The organism is Paenibacillus maysiensis, assembly GCF_000520815.1.
Taxonomy (GTDB): Bacteria; Bacillota; Bacilli; order Paenibacillales; family Paenibacillaceae; genus Paenibacillus; species Paenibacillus maysiensis.
Genome location: NZ_ASRY01000275.1, coordinates 15090 through 36866 on the forward strand (window position 1 = coordinate 15090; position 21777 = coordinate 36866).

General features: G+C 47.0%; 25 protein-coding genes and 2 pseudogenes. 8 read left to right on the forward strand and 19 right to left on the reverse strand.

Annotated features, from left to right (window positions below; all coding sequences use genetic code 11):
• Window positions 1-50: 50 nt before the first annotated feature.
• From tatC to L696_RS0120145, 5 genes are all read right to left on the reverse strand, one after another.
• On the reverse strand, window positions 51-821 hold the full coding sequence (gene tatC / locus L696_RS0120125; protein ID WP_025685234.1) for a twin-arginine translocase subunit TatC: 771 nt from the start codon (window positions 819-821) through the stop codon (window positions 51-53).
• A gap of 111 nt (window positions 822-932) precedes the next feature.
• Entirely contained in the window at window positions 933-1184 is a 252-nt protein-coding gene (locus L696_RS0120130; RefSeq protein ID WP_025685235.1) for a twin-arginine translocase TatA/TatE family subunit, read from the reverse strand.
• 179 nt (window positions 1185-1363) lie between these two features.
• A complete protein-coding gene (locus L696_RS0120135) occupies window positions 1364-1846 on the reverse strand; it encodes a MogA/MoaB family molybdenum cofactor biosynthesis protein (protein WP_025685236.1) in 483 nt (160 codons plus the stop codon).
• A 113-nt stretch (window positions 1847-1959) separates the two neighbouring features.
• Window positions 1960-2448: a cyclic pyranopterin monophosphate synthase MoaC gene (gene moaC / locus L696_RS0120140; protein WP_013309211.1), complete on the reverse strand. Its 489-nt coding sequence runs from the start codon at window positions 2446-2448 to the stop codon at window positions 1960-1962.
• Between the two features lie 38 nt (window positions 2449-2486).
• Window positions 2487-3140, reverse strand: a complete 654-nt coding sequence (locus L696_RS0120145; protein ID WP_025685237.1) for a 5-formyltetrahydrofolate cyclo-ligase — start codon at window positions 3138-3140, stop codon at window positions 2487-2489.
• A gap of 271 nt (window positions 3141-3411) precedes the next feature.
• Between L696_RS0120145 and abc-f the strand changes: the two genes are divergently transcribed.
• Complete coding sequence (gene abc-f / locus L696_RS0120150) at window positions 3412-5370, forward strand: ribosomal protection-like ABC-F family protein (RefSeq protein ID WP_025685238.1); 1959 nt, start codon at window positions 3412-3414, stop codon at window positions 5368-5370.
• 541 nt (window positions 5371-5911) lie between these two features.
• Here abc-f and L696_RS0120160 read toward each other — a convergent pair.
• From L696_RS0120160 to tsaE, 6 genes and pseudogenes are all read right to left on the reverse strand, one after another.
• The gene (locus L696_RS0120160; RefSeq protein ID WP_025685240.1) at window positions 5912-6520 is read right to left on the reverse strand and encodes a class I SAM-dependent methyltransferase; all 609 of its coding nucleotides are present in this window, start codon (window positions 6518-6520) and stop codon (window positions 5912-5914) included.
• 207 nt (window positions 6521-6727) lie between these two features.
• Window positions 6728-6904, reverse strand: a pseudogene (locus tag L696_RS29765) (transposase); the annotation flags it as partial.
• Window positions 6905-7058: 154 nt separating this feature from the next.
• Window positions 7059-8123 (reverse strand): tRNA (adenosine(37)-N6)-threonylcarbamoyltransferase complex transferase subunit TsaD, encoded by a 1065-nt coding sequence (tsaD, locus tag L696_RS0120165; RefSeq protein ID WP_025685241.1) that lies wholly within the window; start codon window positions 8121-8123, stop codon window positions 7059-7061.
• Window positions 8120-8635: a ribosomal protein S18-alanine N-acetyltransferase gene (rimI, locus tag L696_RS0120170; RefSeq protein ID WP_025685242.1), complete on the reverse strand. Its 516-nt coding sequence runs from the start codon at window positions 8633-8635 to the stop codon at window positions 8120-8122. Before rimI ends, tsaD begins: the two co-directional genes overlap by 4 nt.
• Window positions 8636-8640: 5 nt before the next feature.
• On the reverse strand, window positions 8641-9489 hold the full coding sequence (gene tsaB / locus L696_RS0120175) for a tRNA (adenosine(37)-N6)-threonylcarbamoyltransferase complex dimerization subunit type 1 TsaB (RefSeq protein ID WP_025685243.1): 849 nt from the start codon (window positions 9487-9489) through the stop codon (window positions 8641-8643).
• A 3-nt stretch (window positions 9490-9492) separates the two neighbouring features.
• A complete protein-coding gene (gene tsaE, locus L696_RS0120180) occupies window positions 9493-9972 on the reverse strand; it encodes a tRNA (adenosine(37)-N6)-threonylcarbamoyltransferase complex ATPase subunit type 1 TsaE (RefSeq protein ID WP_025685244.1) in 480 nt (159 codons plus the stop codon).
• A gap of 135 nt (window positions 9973-10107) precedes the next feature.
• Here tsaE and L696_RS0120185 point away from each other — a divergent pair, with 135 nt between their 5' ends.
• A complete protein-coding gene (locus L696_RS0120185) occupies window positions 10108-10638 on the forward strand; it encodes a cysteine hydrolase family protein (RefSeq protein WP_025685245.1) in 531 nt (176 codons plus the stop codon).
• Between the two features lie 151 nt (window positions 10639-10789).
• On the opposite strand, the gene L696_RS0120190 is transcribed toward L696_RS0120185, so the two are convergent.
• On the reverse strand, window positions 10790-11023 hold the full coding sequence (locus L696_RS0120190; RefSeq protein WP_049827461.1) for a helix-turn-helix domain-containing protein: 234 nt from the start codon (window positions 11021-11023) through the stop codon (window positions 10790-10792).
• A 194-nt stretch (window positions 11024-11217) separates the two neighbouring features.
• Between L696_RS0120190 and L696_RS0120195 the strand changes: the two genes are divergently transcribed.
• Window positions 11218-11598 (forward strand): hypothetical protein, encoded by a 381-nt coding sequence (locus L696_RS0120195; RefSeq protein WP_025685247.1) that lies wholly within the window; start codon window positions 11218-11220, stop codon window positions 11596-11598.
• A gap of 33 nt (window positions 11599-11631) precedes the next feature.
• Here the strand turns inward: L696_RS0120195 and L696_RS0120200 are convergent, their stop codons facing one another.
• Complete coding sequence (locus L696_RS0120200; protein ID WP_245233410.1) at window positions 11632-12249, reverse strand: DJ-1/PfpI family protein; 618 nt, start codon at window positions 12247-12249, stop codon at window positions 11632-11634.
• A 628-nt stretch (window positions 12250-12877) separates the two neighbouring features.
• Here L696_RS0120200 and L696_RS0120205 point away from each other — a divergent pair.
• Genes L696_RS0120205 through L696_RS0120220 form a run of 4 tightly spaced genes read left to right on the forward strand, consistent with a single transcriptional unit; the run spans window position 12878 to window position 16220 of the window.
• The gene (locus L696_RS0120205) at window positions 12878-14062 is read left to right on the forward strand and encodes an acetyl-CoA C-acetyltransferase (protein ID WP_025685249.1); all 1185 of its coding nucleotides are present in this window, start codon (window positions 12878-12880) and stop codon (window positions 14060-14062) included.
• 57 nt (window positions 14063-14119) lie between these two features.
• Window positions 14120-14860: an acetoacetate decarboxylase gene (locus L696_RS0120210; protein WP_025685250.1), complete on the forward strand. Its 741-nt coding sequence runs from the start codon at window positions 14120-14122 to the stop codon at window positions 14858-14860.
• A gap of 41 nt (window positions 14861-14901) precedes the next feature.
• Window positions 14902-15567 carry a CoA transferase subunit A gene (locus tag L696_RS0120215; protein ID WP_025685251.1) on the forward strand — a complete coding sequence of 222 codons (666 nt, stop codon included), beginning with the start codon at window positions 14902-14904 and terminating at the stop codon, window positions 15565-15567.
• Complete coding sequence (locus tag L696_RS0120220; protein ID WP_025685252.1) at window positions 15564-16220, forward strand: 3-oxoacid CoA-transferase subunit B; 657 nt, start codon at window positions 15564-15566, stop codon at window positions 16218-16220. Before L696_RS0120215 ends, L696_RS0120220 begins: the two co-directional genes overlap by 4 nt.
• Before the next feature lie 205 nt (window positions 16221-16425).
• On the opposite strand, the gene L696_RS0120225 is transcribed toward L696_RS0120220, so the two are convergent.
• The 4 genes and pseudogenes from L696_RS0120225 to L696_RS0120240 all read right to left on the reverse strand — a co-directional run.
• A complete protein-coding gene (locus L696_RS0120225; RefSeq protein WP_025685253.1) occupies window positions 16426-17406 on the reverse strand; it encodes a hypothetical protein in 981 nt (326 codons plus the stop codon).
• A 3-nt stretch (window positions 17407-17409) separates the two neighbouring features.
• Window positions 17410-17589 carry an H-type small acid-soluble spore protein gene (locus L696_RS0120230; RefSeq protein WP_025685254.1) on the reverse strand — a complete coding sequence of 60 codons (180 nt, stop codon included), beginning with the start codon at window positions 17587-17589 and terminating at the stop codon, window positions 17410-17412.
• 55 nt (window positions 17590-17644) lie between these two features.
• Window positions 17645-17884, reverse strand: coding sequence for a hypothetical protein (locus L696_RS0120235; protein WP_025685255.1), 240 nt, complete (start codon window positions 17882-17884; stop codon window positions 17645-17647).
• A 335-nt stretch (window positions 17885-18219) separates the two neighbouring features.
• Window positions 18220-18432, reverse strand: a pseudogene (locus tag L696_RS0120240) (RidA family protein); the annotation flags it as partial.
• Between the two features lie 223 nt (window positions 18433-18655).
• Here L696_RS0120240 and ku point away from each other — a divergent pair.
• The gene (gene ku, locus L696_RS0120245; RefSeq protein ID WP_025685257.1) at window positions 18656-19573 is read left to right on the forward strand and encodes a non-homologous end joining protein Ku; all 918 of its coding nucleotides are present in this window, start codon (window positions 18656-18658) and stop codon (window positions 19571-19573) included.
• Window positions 19574-19665: 92 nt separating this feature from the next.
• Here ku and L696_RS0120250 read toward each other — a convergent pair whose 3' ends face one another.
• Both L696_RS0120250 and L696_RS31550 read right to left on the reverse strand, forming a co-directional pair.
• The gene (locus L696_RS0120250; RefSeq protein ID WP_025685258.1) at window positions 19666-21477 is read right to left on the reverse strand and encodes an ABC transporter ATP-binding protein; all 1812 of its coding nucleotides are present in this window, start codon (window positions 21475-21477) and stop codon (window positions 19666-19668) included.
• Window positions 21478-21492: 15 nt separating this feature from the next.
• On the reverse strand, window positions 21493-21777 hold a 285-nt coding region (locus L696_RS31550; protein ID WP_025685259.1), incomplete at its 5' end, for a hypothetical protein.

Below are 21777 nucleotides of genomic sequence, written 5' to 3' on the forward strand. Positions count from 1 at the left end.
GCTCCCGAACCCGAAGATACCGTTTTGCACGGAAATTCGGGTTCTACCTGTTACCGCTCCGGTGCTACACGCAGTTGTGCCTCCCGTTCTTCATCTGCACGCAGTTGCCTGCGGTACACCACTGTTGACATGTACACACTCACTTCATACAGCACCAGTAACGGGATCGCCACCAGAAAGTCAGAGATAAAATCCGGGGGAGTTATAACGACAGCAACAAAGACAAGCAGAAAATAAGAAATTTTCCGCCATTTGCGAAGCCTCATCGGAGTAAGTACCCGAATCCCCGTCAGGAACATGATGAGCAGCGGCAATTCAAACAACAAAGCAACAGGCAGCACAATATTAAACATAAAGGTGAAGTATTGAGCGATACCGTACGTTTCATGCAGTCCCATGCTTTTGGTGACAGACGACGTAAACTGAATCGCCATCGGGAAAATAATAAAATATGCAAAAGCTGCACCGATCACGAACAACAGCAGCACATAAGGCACATACCGCAAAGTAGCATTTCGTTCTTGCGGTCGCAAGCCGGGGCTAACAAACTTCCACAGCTGATAGCATGCAAATGGCAGCGCCACCGCAATCCCGATCAACATGGCGATCTTCATGTAGATGCCTATTCCATCCCAGAAGGAAAATGCATTCAGCTGAAAAGCCTGCGCCGAACCGGAGCGAATAAGCCAGTCATAGACAGGACCTGCGGCGAACAAACCACCAGCCAGTGCCAGAACAAATACAATCAGCACATAAATGATTCTACGCCGTAGCTCCCCCAGATGCTCCATGAGCGGCATTTCATGCTCTAATTGGGTCAAACTCGCTCCTCCTTCCTGGATCGGACGCAGCTGCGCCTCCTAAAAAATAAAGCCCTTCCCTGGAGAAGAGGCTCTTCTTGAAATTGTAAAAGCATCAACAATGAAACTAACCTAAGATAACCGTTTATCCTCCGGCTGGGGCTGCACTTCTGAAGCCGTCGTCTGGGATGCCTTGACCGCACTATCCTTATTGTCTTTGTGTTCAGTCCGTTGGTCTTCAGACAAAATGTCACGTGCTCCGTTTTTAAACTCACGGAATGTACGCCCCACAGCGCGACCCAGCTCAGGCAGCTTGTTCGGGCCGAATAGCAGCAGCGCCAGAATGATTAACAAAATATAACCCGGTGCTCCAATATTAGGCATGTGTGGTAACCCTCCTTATGTTGACGGGCAAAATGACAAACAAGAACCAGCATCTGGTGCACAGACGCAGAAACAACCATGGAGACCATGCTTGTCCGTTGTATGTTTCTTGTGTGATTTGCCCGCATACAGCCATGTAATTTCTTACGGATATCATACCACACTCAGCATGCTGCCTTCTACCGGAACTGGCCTGTCACCATGAGAAGCGCCTCTGGCAACTGATCCATAATAGCCGCCAAATTTTCATGCACGCCCTTGGGAGTTCCCGGCAAATTCACGATCAGCGTACGCCCCCGAATCCCTACGATTCCACGAAAAAGCATGGCCGTCGGATTTTTCTGCATCACAATCATACGCATCGCTTCCGCCATGCCGGGCACTTCCCGTTCCACGACCCGCCGAGTCGCCTCGGGTGTCACATCACGGATTGCCAGCTCGGTTCCGCCCGTCGTCAGTACCAGGTCTGCATGAAAATAATCGGTCATTTCGATTAAAGCCGCAATAATTTCATCCGGTTCATCGGGAACGATCCGGTACTCCACAATCTCTCCGCCCAGCTCTTCTTCGATGAGTTCCCGGATGACCTGTGCGCTTGTATCCTCACGCTCTCCCCTCGCCCCTTTATCACTGGCTGTTAGGATCGCCGTTTTCCACACCATAAGATCACCCTTCTCCTATCATGAAAGAATACTTTCTCTTCAGAAAATCAGAAACAGCCACGCTGCATCCTCCATCACATCACAGTACCCTCTCGGCGACATGTATGTCTATGTCAAGGTTCCCGGTGGTCCTCCCTTTGGAAATCCCCATGCTTGCCACCTGTTTTCGATTGCAGCATGGTAGGGCCGATGATCATATCTTTTTGCAGCGCCTTACACATATCATACACGGTTAACGCTGCGGCTGAAGCCGCTGTCAAAGCTTCCATTTCCACACCTGTCTTGCCCTCGGTCTTCACTTCAACCTCAATGTGAAGCACATCATGTCCATTATCAGAAAACGTAATGTTCACGCCTGTCAGAGCCAGCGGATGACACATCGGAATCCAGTCCGACGTTTTTTTCGCGCCTTGAATCCCGGCGACCTGGGCCACAGCAAGAACATCGCCCTTGCCGATTCTTCCTTCTTTTACGGCCGTCAATGTAGCCGGGTTCATCGTAATCTGAGTCACGGCGACTGCTGTACGAATCGTAGACGTTTTACCCGAAATATCTACCATACGAGCTCGTCCCTGTTCGTTAAAATGAGTAAAGGAATCCACGACTCCCTCACAGCTCCTTTCACATACCCAACTTTGCTTCATTCATCATTTGTCGATTTTGCGTGATCACAATCCAAGGGCCCTTCTGGAGTAAACAGCACGTCCACTCGTAAATCCCCTGGCTCCATGGGCACCTGCTTCAGCAATTGTCCCGGCAGCAGCAGCGAGACATAAAGCGGACCTTCGCAGCCGTTGTTACGCTTCTCTGCCTCTACCTGTGCGGTAAAACGATCATAGTAGCCTCCGCCGTAGCCGATCCTGCCCCCACGAAGATCAAAGGCCAAGCCGGGCACAACAACCCAGTCGATTTCCGCCCACATTTCAGGCGACCATTCCTCGCATGTGGGCGCAGGCTCAGGGATGTTCCATATTCCGGGCACAATATCTCCGTACTGATCCATCTCCCTCAGCTCCATGGTCCGGGTTACCGGATTCACTCTTGGGGCCAGGACACGATCTCCCTGTGACCAGCAATGCTCAATGAGGGGAGTCGTCGAAATCTCGCTGCCAAAAGAGAGATAACTAAATAATGTTAGCTTATCCCCGTTTCTGTCTATTCTAAGCTGCTCCCATGCCTCGATTGCATACCGACAGGCCACAGCCGATGCCTTTTGCCTTGTCAGCGGGTCCATGGAGTCCCGCGCTTCCCGTTGCTTCAAACGCAGCGCGTTCTTCACATTACAGACATCCACACATCCGCCCTCCCGCACAATCTTCGATAATGATTTAAAATGCTACTATTGGTCCATTTGTCAGTAAGTGCTGTACGTTGCAAGTTTTTTTCATTTTTTTTCACTTCTCGTTTAAGTTTATCATTGTTTATACAAATTGACTACACGCGGCTCAAGGGTTTACGGGGTGAAAGCAGTGCATTAGTGGGTATTTTCATGTAAACTGGAAGGAAGACACCCTGCGGAGGAAGCGGGGAAAACTGTGCATAATGTAATGGAGGAACGATACGCGATGCTATTGCAAGTAACCGGAATTACGAAATCCTATGGAATTGAGCCCGTTCTGGACGGGATTAACCTTCAAATATTGGAACGTGAACGCATTGGACTGGTAGGTGTGAATGGAGCGGGCAAATCAACATTGCTCAAAATCATCGCTGGTGAAATATCATACGACAGTGGACAAATTTTTAAAGCGAAGGAGACCAGCATTGGTTATTTAGCGCAAAATAGCGGCTTGAATTCGGACCGATCCATCTGGGCGGAAATGATGCTCGTATTCACTCCGCTAATCGAAGCAGAGCGGGAACTGCGGCAGATGGAACAGGAAATCGCCGACCCCGCCAATGCGCAGAACGAGAAGCGCTATGCAGATCTGCTGGAAAGATATGCGAGAAGGTCAGACTGGTTCAAGGATCACGGCGGATATGAAATGGAGACCCGGATTCGCAGTGTGCTTCATGGCATGGGCTTTGGCTCGTTTGCACCGGAGACGCCTGTATCCACACTGAGCGGCGGACAGAAAACACGTCTCGCTCTGGCCCGTATCCTGCTGCTCGCCCCCGATGTACTCATGCTGGATGAGCCGACCAACTATCTGGACATTCAAACGCTGACCTGGCTGGAAGATTATTTGCGCGGCTATTCCGGCTCGCTGCTGGTCGTATCCCATGATCGTTATTTTCTCGACAGACTGGTGACCACCATTATTGAAATCGAGCGTCATCGTTCGACACGATATACAGGTAACTATAGTCGCTATATGGAGCTGAAAGCTGCCGAGTACGAAACCAATCTCAAGCACTATGAGAAGCAGCAAGGGGAAATTGCCCGTCTGGAGGCATTCGTACAACGCAATATCGTGCGGGCTTCCACGACCAAACGCGCCCAGAGCCGCCGCAAGCAGCTTGATAAAATGGATCGAATGGATCGGCCGATGGGGGATCTGAAAAAAGCCCATTTTTCCTTTGAAACAGCTTATATGTCAGGGAAGGAAGTGCTGGAGGTACGCGACCTCTCCGTGGCCTACGAAGGTAAGAAACCGTTATTTCAACATGCATCCTTCGACTTAAAACGCGGCGATACCGTTGCGCTGATTGGTCCGAACGGAATTGGAAAATCGACGTTGCTCAAATGCCTCACCGGAACGTTAAAGCCTGCTGCCGGGTCGATTCACTGGGGCACAAAAATCAAAATCGGTCTCTATGATCAGGAGCAAACGAACCTGAACCCGGCCAATACGGTGCTGGAGGAGCTATGGAGCGAATACCCCCATATGGAGGAAGCGCGGATTCGCACAGTGCTGGGTAACTTCCTGTTCAGCGGTGACGATGTACTCAAAAAGGTAGCCACATTAAGCGGTGGTGAAAAAGCCCGCGTCTCTCTCGCCAAGCTGATGCTGCGCGAGGCCAATGTACTGATTCTGGATGAGCCTACCAACCATCTCGATCTGTTCAGCAGAGAAGTGCTGGAGGCTGCCCTAATCGACTATGATGGCACGCTGCTGTTCATCTCCCATGACCGTTATTTCCTTAACAAAATGGCGGAACGTGTCATTGAGCTTCATCCTGAAGGAATAGAACATTTCCTGGGGAATTATGATGACTATGTAGACAAAAAGCAGGAGCTGGCGGAAATTGCGCAGGAAGCGCAGGAGTCCAGTCAGGCAACACGCAGCAAAGCATCATCTGTATCCGCAACGGACGAGACGGCACCCAAAACAGGTGCAGCAGCCTATGCCGCAGACAAACAAGCCAAGAGTGAGGAACGCAGTCGCCTGCGCAAGCTGGAGACACTGGAAAATCAAATCAAAGAGCTGGAAGAACAAATTACGGGGCTGGAGGAGCAAATGACTCTCCCCGAAATTTATCAGGATTACACGGCGCTTCAGGAAATTCAGGCACAGCTTGACGCACGCAAGCAGAAATTGGCAGCAACCTACGCTTCATGGGAGGAACTGTTAGAAGAATAAGGCATGCTTTAAAATATGGACTTAAAAATTTCACATTTGCCCCATCCGTCTTTTTATACACAAAGATATCCACAGAATATGTGCATGGAATGTATTGAAAAATGGCCTTTAGGGCCATTTTTTTATTGATAAAAAGCCATTTTCATATGAAAACCAAATTTATCCACCATTTTATCCACACTATCCACAGATTTCACAAAGCCTAAAGATGCAAAATATCCCCTGTTCTTGCATCCTGAAAAAGTCTTACGCTGCTTGCTTCGAGCTTAATTATCCACATTTCGGACGGTATATGTGGATAACTTTGTTCACAACTTGACAAATCATATCCTTGTTCGGGGAGTATTAAATTTAAGGTTTTTTTGATGAATGCTGAAAAATCGTGCAGCATCATGACGAACGCTGTGGGAGAATTAGACATTAAAATTCACCTGCTCAAACTCCTGTATTTATACCCCTTTAAAAAAACGCCTTATTAATTAAGGCGGTAAATTTAAGGCGGTAGATTCAACTATTCTATTCAAAAGTTAGAAGGTGGGTATTACTTTCTTAATATGTAATCAATAAACCCCTGTCGAATTTTCTCACCCTGATATATTCTCTCCAATACTCTGTCTTCCTTGTAGAGTATAAACATATCATTGAACAATGTTTCGGGTTCGTTTTCTGCATAGTATGAATGGATTACAGGAATATCATCGTCATATTGCTCGAATTGATTGTTCCCGAGAGAAGGACCTTCACCACATCGGAAATCTTTTGTCGTCAAAAAGTTTACGAAAAACAATCCCCCAGGAACTAATACCCTTTTCATTTCATTTATTGATTTCTCAACCTCAGCCTTGGTCATATGAAAAACTGAATTGTAAGAGTATACAAAACTGATAGAATTATTTTCAAAAGGTAATTGACGCATATCCCCTTTCATTATATTCAAATCTTGACCCTTACTTTTTGCATAATTTTCTGCAATTTGTAATTGTTCATTATCAGACTCAATACCGATAGTTCTATAATCATATTCAAAAAACAAACTTAATGGAGGGGTCTCGCCCCCAGCTCCACAATCTAACACTACTTTTTCAAGGGTTAAATCATTACAATACGCTAAGAAGCGATATAACGGAATTTGTTTAAATATCTCCAACAAAATACATCCCCCTTCAAAATAATCTATTCACTTGGGTAATATTACCATAATACACTCAGGTGAAAAATACCATCAAAACCATGCCCTTTCGTATCATGAAGAAATCGATGCTTGACGAAGAAGGACATTCGTCACTACTACTGGAAACAGACATGAGGAGACCAACATATTTTTCTTATTCGACGTTGTATTCTCATATTCCTTGCTGTGAGTTACCTCATCATGCAACAACTCCGCACATTTTCTAAGCGAATAACCCTCAATCATACATTCGATGAATCGAACCCAAAGATGGGGTTTTCTGGTGCATTGAAAAGGAGTGTTAGTAAGATCGTTAAACGTTTGTTGACATGATTTACAACGGTAACGTTGCCGTTTGACATCTATGTCACCCTAATTATAGAACAAACGTTCGTAGATATCAAATATCAACACTCGAATTTAACATAGCCAAAATATAAAAGACACGACTCAAACGAGTCGTGTCCCTATCTACTATCTTCACTTGCATTCAGCTCACTGCCTGATGCTTCTCCAACTAAGATTGGACGGACCACTCTTCCAGAGACAGCCCGGGATCGGCTTTCATGTCCAGTGAGGTGAATTCGCCACGCTTCCACTTGGCGTAAGCAGCCGCACCAATCATAGCCGCATTATCCGTGCAATATTTCATGGATGGTACTAGCAATTCCATACTTTCACGTTCACAGCGTTCACGAAGTGCGGTCCGCAGTCCGCGATTGGCGGCAACACCGCCGCATAGCAGCAATTGCTTCGCGCCGTATTCACGCATGGCACGAATTGCTTTTTCCACCAGCACTTCCACGACCGACTCTTGAAAGCCTCTTGCGATGGCTCCGGCATGAACGGTTTCTCCGCGCATTTTCGTCTGGTTGATCACATTCAACACCGCAGATTTCAAGCCGCTAAAGCTAAAATCATAGGAATCCGGCTCCAACCATGCACGTGGCAAGGTGATAGCTTCCTCGGATTCATGAGCCACTCGGTCTACGTGCGGACCACCGGGATACGGAAATCCAATAGCACGGGCTACCTTGTCGTAGGCTTCCCCAACCGCATCATCCCGTGTGCGGCCAATCAGGTGAAAATGACCCTCGGACTCCATCAATACCAGCTCCGTATGCCCACCCGATACGACCAAAGCGATGCACGGATATACGATTTTATGCTCCAACTGATTTGCATAAATATGTCCTGCAATATGATGGGTTCCGATCAACGGCTTACCGAACGCCATGGCGGCGCTTTTGGCGGCGACAATGCCCACCAGCAGCGCACCGACCAGTCCCGGTCCTTGCGTCACGGCAACCGCCGAAAGCTCGCGGGGCGTAATTCCCGATGCTTGCATAGCCTCGTCCAGCATGTAGGTAATGCTCTCCACATGCTTGCGGGATGCCACCTCCGGCACAACTCCACCAAAGGCTTTGTGCGTTTCAATCTGACTGGAAATCAGGTTAGAAAGCACCTCCGTGCCATTTTTCACGACGGACACAGCCGTTTCATCACAACTCGTCTCCACTGCCAGTATATAGCAAGGCTCGCCAGAGGCGGCGCCTGTACCTGCTTTTTCCTCTTGCGTCATTGCTTCTGCACGCTTCCTTCCTGTTCACCGGATGCCCCATGTGCGGGAAGATCCGCCCACATGATCACGGCATCCTCGTTATTATCCGAATAATAGCCCTTACGGACACCCGCCGGCTTAAAGCCTTTTTTCTCATACAAGCCCTGAGCGATCCGGTTCGTCACCCGTACCTCCAGCGTCATGCGTTCCATCCCCAAATAAGAGGCCGTCTGCATCAGCTCGTCCAGCAGCTTATCTCCAAGCTTGCGCCCGCGATAGGCCTCACGAACGGCAATATTCGTAATATGGGCCTCGTCCATAATCGTCCACATACCTGCGTAGCCGATGGCTTGTCCGTTCAGCTCCATAATCATATATTTAGCAAAATGATTCATTGTCAGTTCATTGCGGAACGCTTCTTCCGTCCACGGCAGCGTGAACGCTTCATGCTCAATTGCCAGCACATCGGGAATATCATCCAGCTGCATCAGTCGAAACTCTAGCTTTTCTTCCCGTTGCATGTTCTTTGCCATGTTGTTCACCGCTCTCTACAGCGCTGACGAAGCAGATTGGCTTCCGCCTCCGCCAACTGGGTATAGTTTGGAACCAGCGTATGTAACTCGTCATGTTCCTGACGAAGCAGCTTATCCGCCCCAAGGCGGCCAACCCATCTTCCTTCCAGCTCATACGGTACGATACGAAGCTCGCCACATGCACGCAGGCGCTCGGCTATTTCTGCGTGAACCGCCGTTTCACCGACCAGCCAAATGACCGCAGGACGCTGTTCGGACGGCAAAGCCTCAAGTCGTTGCAGCAGGTCCTCAGTCCAAGTGGCCATCAATCGGATCGCATCCGGCTCCAGACGCTGCGGAATCCCGGTATTGCCGTCCACATTCGCTGTGAACAAGCCTGTATAAACCTGTCCGCGCCTTGCATCCAGCACTGGAACGATCCAGTCTGCCACCTGCTCTCCAGCCAAGTGTTTACTTGCTAACTCACTTCCAGCTTCTTGCTCCTGTGACTCGGTGCCACGGCTCCAACCGCCCCAGGCCAGCGCGTGCAAAGTAGATACGGATGTCACCGGGACGCCCCAGGCCCAAGCAAGTGTTTTCGCTGCGGTCACCGCAATGCGAATACCTGTGTAAGACCCCGGTCCCACACCCACCGCAATGCCGTCCACATCATCTCGTGTCAGCCCGTCTTCGCTCAGAAGCCGTTCCAATTCGGAAATCACATGCACCGAGTGATTGCGTTCGCCGTACACGTTGCTTTCACCCAGTAACTCTTTTCCATTCATCAGGGCGGCCGCCATCACGGTCGTCGCTGTATCTAACGCCAAAAACCGCTCACGCGGTTTTACATTCTCATCTGTATGCTCTCTTTGCATGGTTCAAACTCCATTCTCCCGCAAACTGCGGCACCATTGTTCATAAGGCTCGCCGTACCCGGTCAGGTGAATCAGGCGCTCCCCCACATCCGTTGTTTCTATATACATGTGAAGCCGCTGCTCCGGCAACATATCCGGTATAATACTCCCCCATTCCACCAGACATACGCCTGTCCCGTAAAAATATTCATCCAGCCCGAGATCCTCTGCCTCGTCCTGGGTAATCCGGTACACATCCATATGATACAAAGGCAATCGACCTTCGTACTCCTTAATGAGGGTAAAGGTTGGGCTATTTACGATACCCGGCACACCTAAATGGCTGGCAAAAGCCTTGGAAAAAGCAGTTTTACCCGCTCCCAGATCTCCATCCAGTACAATCACCGTTCCGGGAACCGCTTTGGCTGCCAAAAAACCTGCCAAAGCCCCGGTCTGCGCCTCTTCGGCAGAACGGAACGTAAACTGTTCCTGCGAAATTGTCATATATTTTAATCACCTTTCGTCCGAATCGGACCGTTCCAACTTGTCCTTTATTATATAGTTCACCTTATGTCGCCGCAAGACATGAAGACATGCTATTGTAAGATAGATGTAACATACAGGGAGGGAAGCGAAACGATGGGACAAAACGTTTTACTCATGATTGATGTTCAGCAGGCTATGTTCATGTATGATGAGAGGCTGTATCGAGAGCAGGAGGTTGTAGAGCATTTGCAGCAGCTTTTGACCAAAGCCAGAGCAGCAGGTACGCCCGTTATTTTTATCCAGCATACCAGCGAGACGGACGAGGATTTTCGGGAAAACAGCATAGGGTGGGCCATAGCAGATGTAGTGCGTCCTCTTCCTCATGAACGAATTGTTCGTAAATCATCCTGGGACAGCTTTTACCAAACTGAATTGGGCGATGTGCTGAAGGAACTGGGGGCTGATCGCCTCATCATCGCTGGGATGCAGACCGAGTTCTGCCTCGACACGACCTGTCGAAACGCCTACAGTCTGGGGTACCAGAATAATGTGCTTGTGTCGGATGCGCACAGTACATTTAATAGCAAAGTGCTGAGCGGCGAACAAATCGTTGCCCACCACAATGAGATGCTCGGTAATCGTTTTGTACGTTTACTCGCGACGGAGGAAGTACATTTTTCGTGAGTTGTTGAAGTAAAACCTTTACGTTCCATGCCGACTGCTTTCAAGCAGGTCGGCCTCTTTTTCGTTTACGCCAAAAAACGCAGAATAAAAAAACATTGACGTTATAACGTCAATGCTATTGGTAACTCAAGTATATGGATTCTACATAAGTTTATTCAATATTTTCTTTGGCATTCGGTATGTACTCTAGAAGATCACCCGGAGTTACACCTAATCCTCGACACAATGCACCTAGTGTATCGTAATCTATCCGTTTGGTTGCGTTACCAGCAAGCGAAGTAACGGTGTTTCGACTCACTCCTGTTAAATCCACTACATCTTTGTTTTGCAGTCCCCGCTCTCGCATAATATCACCAAGGCGACAACGTATACTTAAAGGGTTCATAAAATTCCTCCAAAAAATAAGCACAGGATGTTGACATATAGAATAATATTAGATATTATTCATTCATGCACAAAATGTTGACATATTGATATGTTAACTACTTTTTATCTTCTGTTCATCGTAGCAAAACCTTTCGTTATTAGCAATATGTTACCGTTTCAAAATACAATAACTATCCAACAGGGGGTAAACATATGTTTATAAAAACAAAAACAAATTCACTCGTACTAGAACGGGCAGCGATGGTATTTGGACCCTATGATCAATCTCATAATTATGAGATATTTGAGGGGATTATTTACGACGGACAATACTTTTTTCACATAGAAGACGAGCGTTTGTGGCTTCGGCATGTGCTCAAAGTAGACCATCCTGAACATACCCACTTATTCGTCGACGGTGACAGCGGTGGACTCCAACTGGCAGAAAACATTCAGTGTGACCTTATGGAGGCTGTATCCAATACAATTGACAGACTACATACTATGGATAGCATGACATTTCTAATTAACGAATTGCTGTGGCTAAACAATCGTGGAGACATTAAACTTAATTTTATAAAAAGCAGTAAATAAAGCTCTATTTGATCCAATTCACAGGTTTTTTTGCTATCTCGCAAAGGGGTCATCATTTTTATTGGCATTCCAAATGTATTCAATTTGATTGGCAACCTGTTGAGCTTTTTCAAGACCAAATTGGTCAGAAACAAAGCCTAAGGACATATCCATTCCAGCAGATACACCGGATGAAGTATAGAACTTTCCATCTACTACCCATCTTGCATTTGGAATCCAGTCAACTTCCGTGTCGATAGATTTGACCCAATCAAAGGCTAATTTATTGGATGTGGCACGCCTGTTTTTTAACAAGCCTGTTTTGGCAAGTAGTGCAGAACCTGTACAGACAGTTATACAAAAATAGGACTGTTCCGCAATCTCAGTGATCTGCTTCATAAATTGATCGTCATGGATTAAACTTCTTGTCCCCTGTCCGCCTGGGATCATGAATATGCCATCGGGCTTTACCTGTGCAATGGGTTCAGTAACAATCTTGGTTTTTTGCCTGCTCTCCATAATCCCTCCGTCCAAAGAGAAATATTTTAAGTCATAAACTTCTGGTAGGCGACCAAAAATCTCAACGGGTCCGAATACATCCAATGTTTCAAAATCATCGAACAAGCATATGTTAAAGTCCATACGGCTCACTTCCCCTAAAATATTAATCATGCTATACACCCCGTTTCCTGAATTAGACAATATAAAAAAGCGCCCTTTCGAGAGACACCGTTAGCAAGAAGCAAGCTGGCACAATTATGACGAAGATCATGAATATTTAAAGGCAAAGCCGTCTTCAGAAAATTCTGGAGGGCTTTTTTTATTTCCCAGCGATAAGTTAGATGCTATTTGCGAAGAAAAGGAAGGACGTGATTAAGAGGAAGGTGTGCAAACTCAACGATTGGCCTCGTTTTTTCACGCGTTGATTAGAAATTTAGTTTTTAACATAAAATTCAATTTAAGATCATGATTTTCAGAAAAATCAAGAAATTAACAGAAAACATTAGAATGGCCTATATATTTTAGAGTATATGGCTTTATACGTACTTGTATATAAATATATGTATATATTTGAACATTGAGCAAAATCTGCATTAGAACTATGATGTAAATGGTTTTAATTTCCAACGAGAGAAGGCGATCGAACCGTCACACTCACCGTCTTAGGCACCATGATATGCCCGCATACAAATGGATCTTGCAGTCGCTGCGTTTCATAAGTTAAGAGCGGAAATTACGAATTGAAGTGCAGTCATGGATGTATTGTGTCTTGAACACAGCGAAAGGAATGTGAATTTTAATGAAAAAAGTAGCTTTAGTAAGCCCGTTGAGAACAGCGGTGGGCTCTTTTAACAAAACCCTCGCGCCCCTAAGCGCTCCTGAACTGGGAGCAACTGTGATGACAGCATGCCTTCAGCAAAGTAAATTAGAGCCTTCTTTGATTGATCAAATTTATTTGGGAAATGTTCTTCAGGCAGGCAATGGCCAAAATCCTGCCAGACAGGCGGCACTAAAAGCTGGTATCCCCATTTATGTACCCGAATCAACGATAAACACGGTTTGCGGTTCAGGACTTCATGCCGTTGCTTTAGCCTACAACTCAATATTGGCGGAACAAGCCAACATCGTCTTGGCCGGAGGCATGGAGAGCATGTCGAACGCCCCTTATCTGCTAAGGAATGCAAGAAACGGCTACAAGCTTGGCAACGGTGAATTGGTAGACTCCCTGGTGGCCGACGGCCTAACGTGCCCGATCAACAATTACCATATGGGAATTACCGCAGAAAATGTTGCCGAGAAATATGGAATTTCAAGACTTGAGCAGGATGAATTTGCCTATGAAAGCCAGATAAAGGCCGTAGAAGCCAAAAATAAGAAGGTTTTTGCAGAGCAGATTGTTCCGGTCATGATCAAAAACAAAAAAGAAACAATTTCTTTCACAGAGGACGAGCATATAAGAGGAAATACAACGAAAGAAAAACTTTCTCAATTAAAACCTGCGTTTAAGGAGAATGGAACGGTTACCGCCGGGAATGCTTCGGGAATTAATGATGGCGCGGCGGCTATGCTTGTAGTGTCGGAAGACAAATGTAAGGAACATGCGTTAAAGCCGTTGGCATATATCAAGGGTTATACACTTGTTGGCGTTGACCCTGCATATATGGGAATGGGGCCGGTGAAAGCCATTTCGTCACTTCTTGAGCAGCAGGGGCTATCCGTCGATGCCATTGATCTTTTTGAAATTAATGAAGCGTTCGCCGCACAAGCATTAGCGGTATTGAAAGAGCTTGGGGTCAATCCGGAGAAGGTGAATGTCAATGGCGGCGCGATCGCGATCGGGCATCCTGTCGGTGCAAGCGGTGCCAGAATATTGGTTACGCTGGTGCATGAAATGGTGCGAAGATCTTCACGTTACGGCATCGCCTCATTATGTATCGGAACGGGAATGGGAATAGCGATGCTGGTTGAAAATGCACTTATTTAAAATGCGTGATCAAAAGATGACTTTTAGAACTACCTCTTAAAAGGAAGGGAGATCTCTATGAATCAAAAAGATGTACTTTCACTCCAATCCATGCCTGCGGCCAGCGGCAGTTATGGGCGCCCACCATGTCGCTTCATCAACCGGGAATTTTTTATCATTACCTATGAATCCGATCCCGCTGCGATTAGACAGGCGGTTCCGGAACCTCTTCAGCCGGATGGAAGCAATACCGTTTCCTATGAATGGATCAAGATGCCCGATTCATCCGGGTTAGGAAGCTATGAGGAAAGCGGTATTGTCATTCCGTGTACTTTTCATGGAGAACCCTGTAATTTTGTTGCCCAAATGTATTTGGATAACGCGCCTGCTATTCTTGGGGGACGTGAAATCTGGGGATTTCCGAAAAAATGGGCGAAGCCTCGCCTGAGCGTGGAGGAAACGGAGACGCTGACGGGTACATTGCATTATAATCACGTCCTGGTGGCCACGGGAACTATGCCTTTCAAATATAACATTCTTGATGAAAAGGAAACGGCTAAAGCCATCGCAAAAACGCAAGTTAATTTAAAATTAATTCCTGATGTTGATGGTACTCCCAAAATCGCTCAGTTAGTAGCGTATAATCTCGATAACATTACTGTAAAAGGCGCCTGGTCAGGGCCTGCCAGATTAAGCCTGATCCCCCATGTCAACGCTCCTGTGGCAGATTTGCCGGTAAAAGCTTATATTGGCGGAAAACATTTTATTGCCGATTTAACGCTCCCATATGGAAGAGTTCTCTACGATTATCTCCAATAAAGTTTGCTTTCCTAAAAATATAAATATAAGGAGAAGGAACCATGAATAACAAAGTAATCTCCGCTGAAGAAGCAGTTAAGAAGATCAAAGACGGAGACACGGTGATGGTCGGAGGTTTTCTAGCAGGAGGCTTTCCGGAGGATCTGGTACGTGCGCTTGTCGACACAAATTCCGCCAGCAATCTCACAATTATTTCCAATGACACAGGCACGCCGGAATTATCTATCTATAACCTTGTAAAAAGCGGCAGAGTAAAACGGATTTTTGCATCCTATATCGGCTCCAATCCGGAAACGGGAAGGCTCCTTATGACGAAAGAAGCGGAGGTCCAACTCTTCCCGCAAGGCACGCTCGCTGAAAAAATACGCGCAGGGGGAGCCGGTTTGGGCGGTGTTTTAACACCTGTAGGTGTAGGCACCATGGTAGAGGAAGGAAAAAAGAAAATAGAAATTGACGAAAGGGAATATTTGCTCGAACTGCCGCTCAAAGCGGATGTGGCGCTAATCAGAGCCCATAAGGCTGATGAAGAGGGAAATCTTGTCATTAACGGCTCTTCACGCAACTTCAATATGGTTATGGCTACAGCGGCAGAGTATGTAGTTGCTCAGATAGACGAATACGTAAAGACGGGAGAAATTGACCCCAATCATGTCAACGTTCCCGGAATATTTATCGACGCAATTGTAAAGGTGGGTGGAAACGCATGAATAACAGAGAATTCATTGCTCGAAGAATAGCCCAGGAATTCAAAAATGGCGAAGTTGTCAACCTTGGTGTTGGAATGCCTACAATGGTAGTGGACTATATCCCCGAAAACATTCATATTATGCTGCAGGCTGAGAACGGAATCCTCGGTGTAGGCCCCAAAGCGGCTCAGGGAAAAGAAAAACTCGATTGTATCGATTCAGGCGGAAACTACGTTACAACTGTGGAAGGAGCATGTTTTTTTGACAGTGCACTTTCATTTTCCATCATCCGCGGAGGGCATGTGGATATCACTGTTTTGGGCGCCCTGGAGGTCGATGAGAAAGGCAACCTTGCAAGCTGGATGATCCCAGGGAAAAAGGTGCCAGGCATGGGGGGAGCCATGGATTTGGTGGTTGGAGCCAAGAGAGTGATTGTAGCCATGGAGCATGTGAACAAAAATGGGGCGCCGAAAATACTGAAGCAATGCAAGCTGCCCCTGACCGCTGTAAATGTTGTAAAGACCATAGTAACCGAAAAGGCTGTCATCGATGTTATTCCGGGTAGAGGGCTGATGCTAAAGGAAATTGCCCCGGGTTTGTCGGTGGAAGATGTTCAAATGGCAACAGAGGCTGAGCTGATGGTTTCACCACATTTGAAGGCCATTGCAGTGTGAAGGTCATGGGAACGGAACAAGCCCTTAAGGGGAGATAGAGACTGACCCGTGTTTGTAAGACAGGGATCAAAACAGCATTTCATTATTACAAAAAAGGTTCGCTAATTGCTCATTGAGCAATTGCGAGCCTTTTTTTGTTGGAGTGGGACCTTTCAAGCAGCATTCTGCGATGAAAGCCTACAGCTGTGCAAATAAATTGCGCCTTTTATGAGCGTAAAATCCAATCCGCTACATGCTCAGCCACCTTCGTATGGTTAAGATAAGCAAAGAAGTTGTGGGGATTGGAACGCCCAGTGTGACTATCTTTCCAGAATGTCTGAATAAGCGGCTGATCATCAATACTTTCTATTAAATTTCGATTCAGCATCAGATGGAAATCATCTTCAACTGTTGCATCATGCGCAATGTAGTCATCCTCGGCGTTAATATTGGTCCAATGTCTGATATTTGCGGGATACATACCGTCGTCAGGCTCATTGGAATCATACAAGCTGCGCTTTACGGCTGGCTCGCCTAGCGGATTACCCAATGTTAGCCATTCGTTAACTTTGTGTTCCCATAGATGTTTGTATTCGCTCATACGTGAAAATTTCCATAAAACATCGTAAGCCACCATGCATCCCATACTATGGGAAAGCAGCATGACATCCTCTCCACTACTTAAAGCCTTGGCTAGAGGGGACTGTAGCCTTTCGCGAATTTGAGAGCCTATTACACGACTGGTTAAATAGGCTCCCAGATCAGGGAGAATTCTTTTGATCGCACGGGTACTCATACCAAACAAAGAGAGGTAAGGGCTGAGTATTTTTGCAGCATCATCATAGAAGTGTATAGTGGGTTCATTGGCCATCAGACGCTCGTATTCCTCCGGGGTCATATGATCCGTTGGTCGATTAATTAATTGTTCCATACTTTCGTCGTAATAATGGTCTGGAACGTAGAAATCTCCATCGTCTTCTTCAAAAAGTTTTCTGTACCGAGGCCGACTCTCTAATAAGAGCCGATTGTTGATGTCACCATAATAACTAAATGTCAGTAAAATCTGCTCTTGCTCCAGCTTTTGTGCCGCTTCCTCGTTCACTCGACGCAATCCTGCGATCAGCGCCTTTTTAATGAGACGAAGCATTTCGTCGCATCTGGGCTTTTTGTCACGGCCATGAATAATGACTAAATGTTTGGTTTTCATCTCCTATTTCTCTTCCAGACGATCCACACGGACGGTTTGCGTATTGCCGGGTCTGCTGCCTATCTGTACTGTTGCCATACCGTTCGCTTCGTCTACATGCTCAATCCAGATCGGTTTGCCATCCAATTGTACGGCAATATTTTCGGATGAATCATAAATAGCTTTTGCTCGGTCCACGTTCATGCTATTCTTCCCCTCCTGATTGTTGTGGTGTGCATTAATTCAGAAATATAGGTCACTAGTCTTCATCTATAATCCGTTCAACGTCTAATGATGGAAAGCTGTGAGAAGGAGAGGTTGAAACTACAGCCTCCAAATCCACATGAGCTACAGCTACGGGAAAAGGCGGCTGGATTCCATGGGAAAGGGCAAACTCGGGCGGCAATGCATCCTGTTCGCCTCCGGCGGGTCCCCGAAAAGCGATATGGCTTTGACCCACACGATGCCTGATTTGCTTAGGATAGGATTTTCCGGTCATAAATTGTGTACCTCCTTTTGAATCGGATATGCCTTACTATGCACCAAAATTGCTGTAACCATGCGCAAGCGGAAGCAATTCGCAGCCTTCATTTACACCTCATACAAATCCTTTGTACGAAGCATAAAAATGATTTGCTCACAGCCAAGGCGTTGGAATCGAAGGATGCAAATGCGGATAGCTCATCACAATGCGATGCTCGGTCATCGTTTAGTGCGTTTGCTCGCGACGGCGGATGTACATTTTTCGTGAATTTAAACATAAAACAGCCCCAGCTTCTCACGAAGACCGGGGCTATCTATGATTCCATCCCATAAATGAGGTGCGTATTATTTTTATGCTTTAGCTGCCCAAATTTCAATTTCAATTTTTATTTCAGGCAATCCTAGAGCAGTAAGGTAGCCGATAGTCATTGCAGGATAATCATTCCCGAATAACTTTTCCCATTGGGAATACATGTAATCCCAATCTATCTGCTCAGTTGCCCATACATTTACTTTTATAATATTGTCAGCGATTAATTGTTCGGCGTCCAAAACTGATTTAATGTAACTTAACAACTTCAAATCATTGTGTTATGCGATGTAGTCATACCTCAGAAGGCAGATTGGTTGGCTTGCTCTTTTCTTTACACCTCATACATTCCTTTCTCCGAAGCATACTAAATGAAAAATCTAAGTGAAAAATGGATTGCTCACAGCCGAGCGTTGGAATCGAAGGATGCAAAATGCTGATACTTGATATCACACATAAGAAAGGAGGAGCGTCGTAATGCATACGGTCTGGAAAGGCGCGATCAGCTTTGGACTGGTTCATGTACCCGTTAAGATGTTTTCAGCTACAGAGGATAAGGATATTTCCATGCGTTACATTCACAAGGAGTGTGGAAGTCCGCTCAGTTATGTACGGAAGTGTCCCGTTTGTGACAAGGAGGTCGAATGGGAGGAAATTGGTAAAGGCTATGAGTACGAAAAAGGAAAATTCGTCATGTTCGATAAGGAGGAGCTGGAGCAAATCAGTGGACAGGCGGACAAAAATATCGTCATTCTGGACTTTGTGGACTTGCAGGAAATTGATCCGATTTATTTTCAAAAAACATATTATTTGTCCCCGGATCAGGCAGGCTCTAATGCTTACAAGCTGCTTATGAATGCCATGAAGGATACCGGAAAAATTGGCATTGCTCAAATCTCGATCCGATCTAAAAGCAGTTTGGCGGCTATTCGTGTGCTGGATGAATGCTTGGCGATAGAGACAATGTTTTACCCGGATGAAATCCGCCCAGTGTCTCAGGTTCCTAATCTGCCGGGACAGGAGGAAGTTAAAGAGAAGGAGCTGACCATGGCAAAAATGCTCATTGAGCAGCTATCCACGCCTTTTGATGCAGCAAAATATACGGACCAGTACCGCGAGCGTCTGCTGGACCTCATTCAGCATAAAGTGGCTGGAGAAGAGATCCGAATCGCTCCGTCGCAGCCGCAGACCAATGTCGTGGACCTGATGGCTGCACTCCAGGCCAGCATCGAGGCAGTGAAGCCTGTCGGTACCGATCCCGGCCCTGCCGTTGTGAAAAAACGCCCTGCGCGCAAAACAGCAGCCACAACAACACAACAAGCGGTGGCAGGAGATGTCGTTTCTCCAACTCCGATCAAAAAGAAAAGAAGTACCGCCAAACGCAAGGAAACCTGAGACTACGGCGGTTCAGGTTTAGCATATGTTTACGGAAAGACAAGCCCCTTCAATATCCAGTGGGAGTTAAGCATTGTCAACAGAACAGGTAGCTAAGGGGTGGCGATGACACTGCTTTGGTATGACAGCAGTTGACTGAACGCCCCCCGCTCTTCCTGTACCAATTGGCGGTAATTCCCCTGCTGTATAATCTCGCCCTGTTCCAGAACGACAATCTGATCGGCATGACGAATGGTCGACAGACGGTGAGCAATGACGATCAACGTCATTTGACCTTTCATCCGCTCCAGCGCCGCCTGAATATCGGCTTCATGCTCCCCATCCAGCGCACTTGTTGCCTCATCCAGAATGAGCACTGGAGGACGATGCAGGACAGCCCGCGCCAGTACCAACCGCTGACGTTCCCCTCCAGACAGGCGAATGCCGCGATCCCCGATTACCGTGTCCAGCCCTTCGGGCAATCTGGTAACAAAGCCGTCTGCGGCTGCAAAATGTAACGCTTCCCATAACTGCTGCTCGCTTGCATTCGCATCGGCCAGCTTCAAATTTTCACGGACGGTGGCATGAAACAAAAAAGGGTCCTGCGACACATACCCAAACGACTGCCGCCACTGTGGCAACAGCTCGTCGTCCAGCACATGTCCGTCCATTTTAATCTGGCCCTGGGTTGGGCGTAAAAATCCCATCAGGACGTCGACCATTGTACTTTTGCCTGCGCCCGATTTCCCCACAATGGCTGTCATTCCCCGAGCGGGGATGAACAGATTTATTTGGTGTAACGCAAGCTCTGCTGTACCCTCATACCGATAATCCAGACCACTGCATTCAATGCCAATACGAAGATACAAGGGCTGGCGTGCAGATGCAGTTGTAGATGCAGTCAGCGATGGATCTGAGAAAGCTTCGCATTCCTGCTGTACCTTGGTCACACTTTCAAAGGCAGACAGCATGGACATGATATATTCCAGACTCGCTTGAATAAGGGCAAACCTTGGCCATAAACGGGAAAATATAAGGATGAACACAATCAGCTTTTCAGGAGAGACGTGTAACCATTGCAATGACACCAACATGATGCAAGCGACAAACACGGCAGCCGCCGTGCGGTGAAAAAATTGTGTGGTGGCATTTTGCCGTACAAACTGGGTCGTGTTGTCCTCCATACGTTGGGTCAAGGATCGAAACCAGTCTATATTTGCGGCTTCCAGCAGATTGCTTTTAATATCCTTCATCCCGTTCAAATGGTCGGTGATCCCGGCAAAATAAACCTGCGACAGCTCGGTCGTACGGTCGCCCAGTTGTTTAGCATTTTGAATGGATCGGCGAAACACGACAAACAGCCCCAATCCGCACAGGAACACCAGCCCGGTTAAAGAAGGAGACAGCCAAAAAGCCAGCGCAATCTGGATCAGCGTAAAAATAACGGCTGTGGTGAGCTGGAGAAGCAGATTGGTTCCCTGACTGACACGCGCCAGCTCGGTTGTCATCACATGGCTGAAATCAGATTTTCGCTGACGCAAGTAAAAAGTCCACTGGGCCTTCATAAAGGAGGTATACACGTCTATTCGAAGGGAACGCATGAACCGTTGCTGAATCCGCGAATTCAGAATGGATTGGTAACGCTGAAGAAGTGCCTGCCCTATGAGCAGTAACACAAAAAGCAGCAGCATTCCCGGCAACAGCCAGCTTTTAGGGATGTTTGACAAGAAATGATCAAATCCGCCTGACAGGATGGACATCCCTGCATGACCGCCAAATATGCCGATTGCCGCCAGCATGGGAACAAGCATGTAAATACCCAGCCCCTCCAGCAAGCTGACGATGATCATACATCCAATATTGAGAAATAAAGCACCGCCATTCACGGCATACAGCTTGGTCATATATAATCGCAGGTGGTACATAATGCACGCTCCTTATCAGGTCAGTGCTTTGAGAATCGCCGTTTTAGCCAGAGAAATGGACGTAAAGGAATGTACAGAAAATGCAGCTGGCGAGGCAGCGGTAAAACCGCCGGATCGCCCGTAGAAGGAAGCAAACGGCTTATCAGGTACAGCAAACGGTGGCTCGGCTCCTTTAGGGAGAGCAAATAGGATCGACTGGTTGGCTGGCGGGTCGTTGGTTCGACTTTCTGGTACGCCGCCCCGGGAACGCTGGCCCGAATAAAGGCCAGCGCTCTCAGCGCGAGCCTGTGCGCCTGCCGG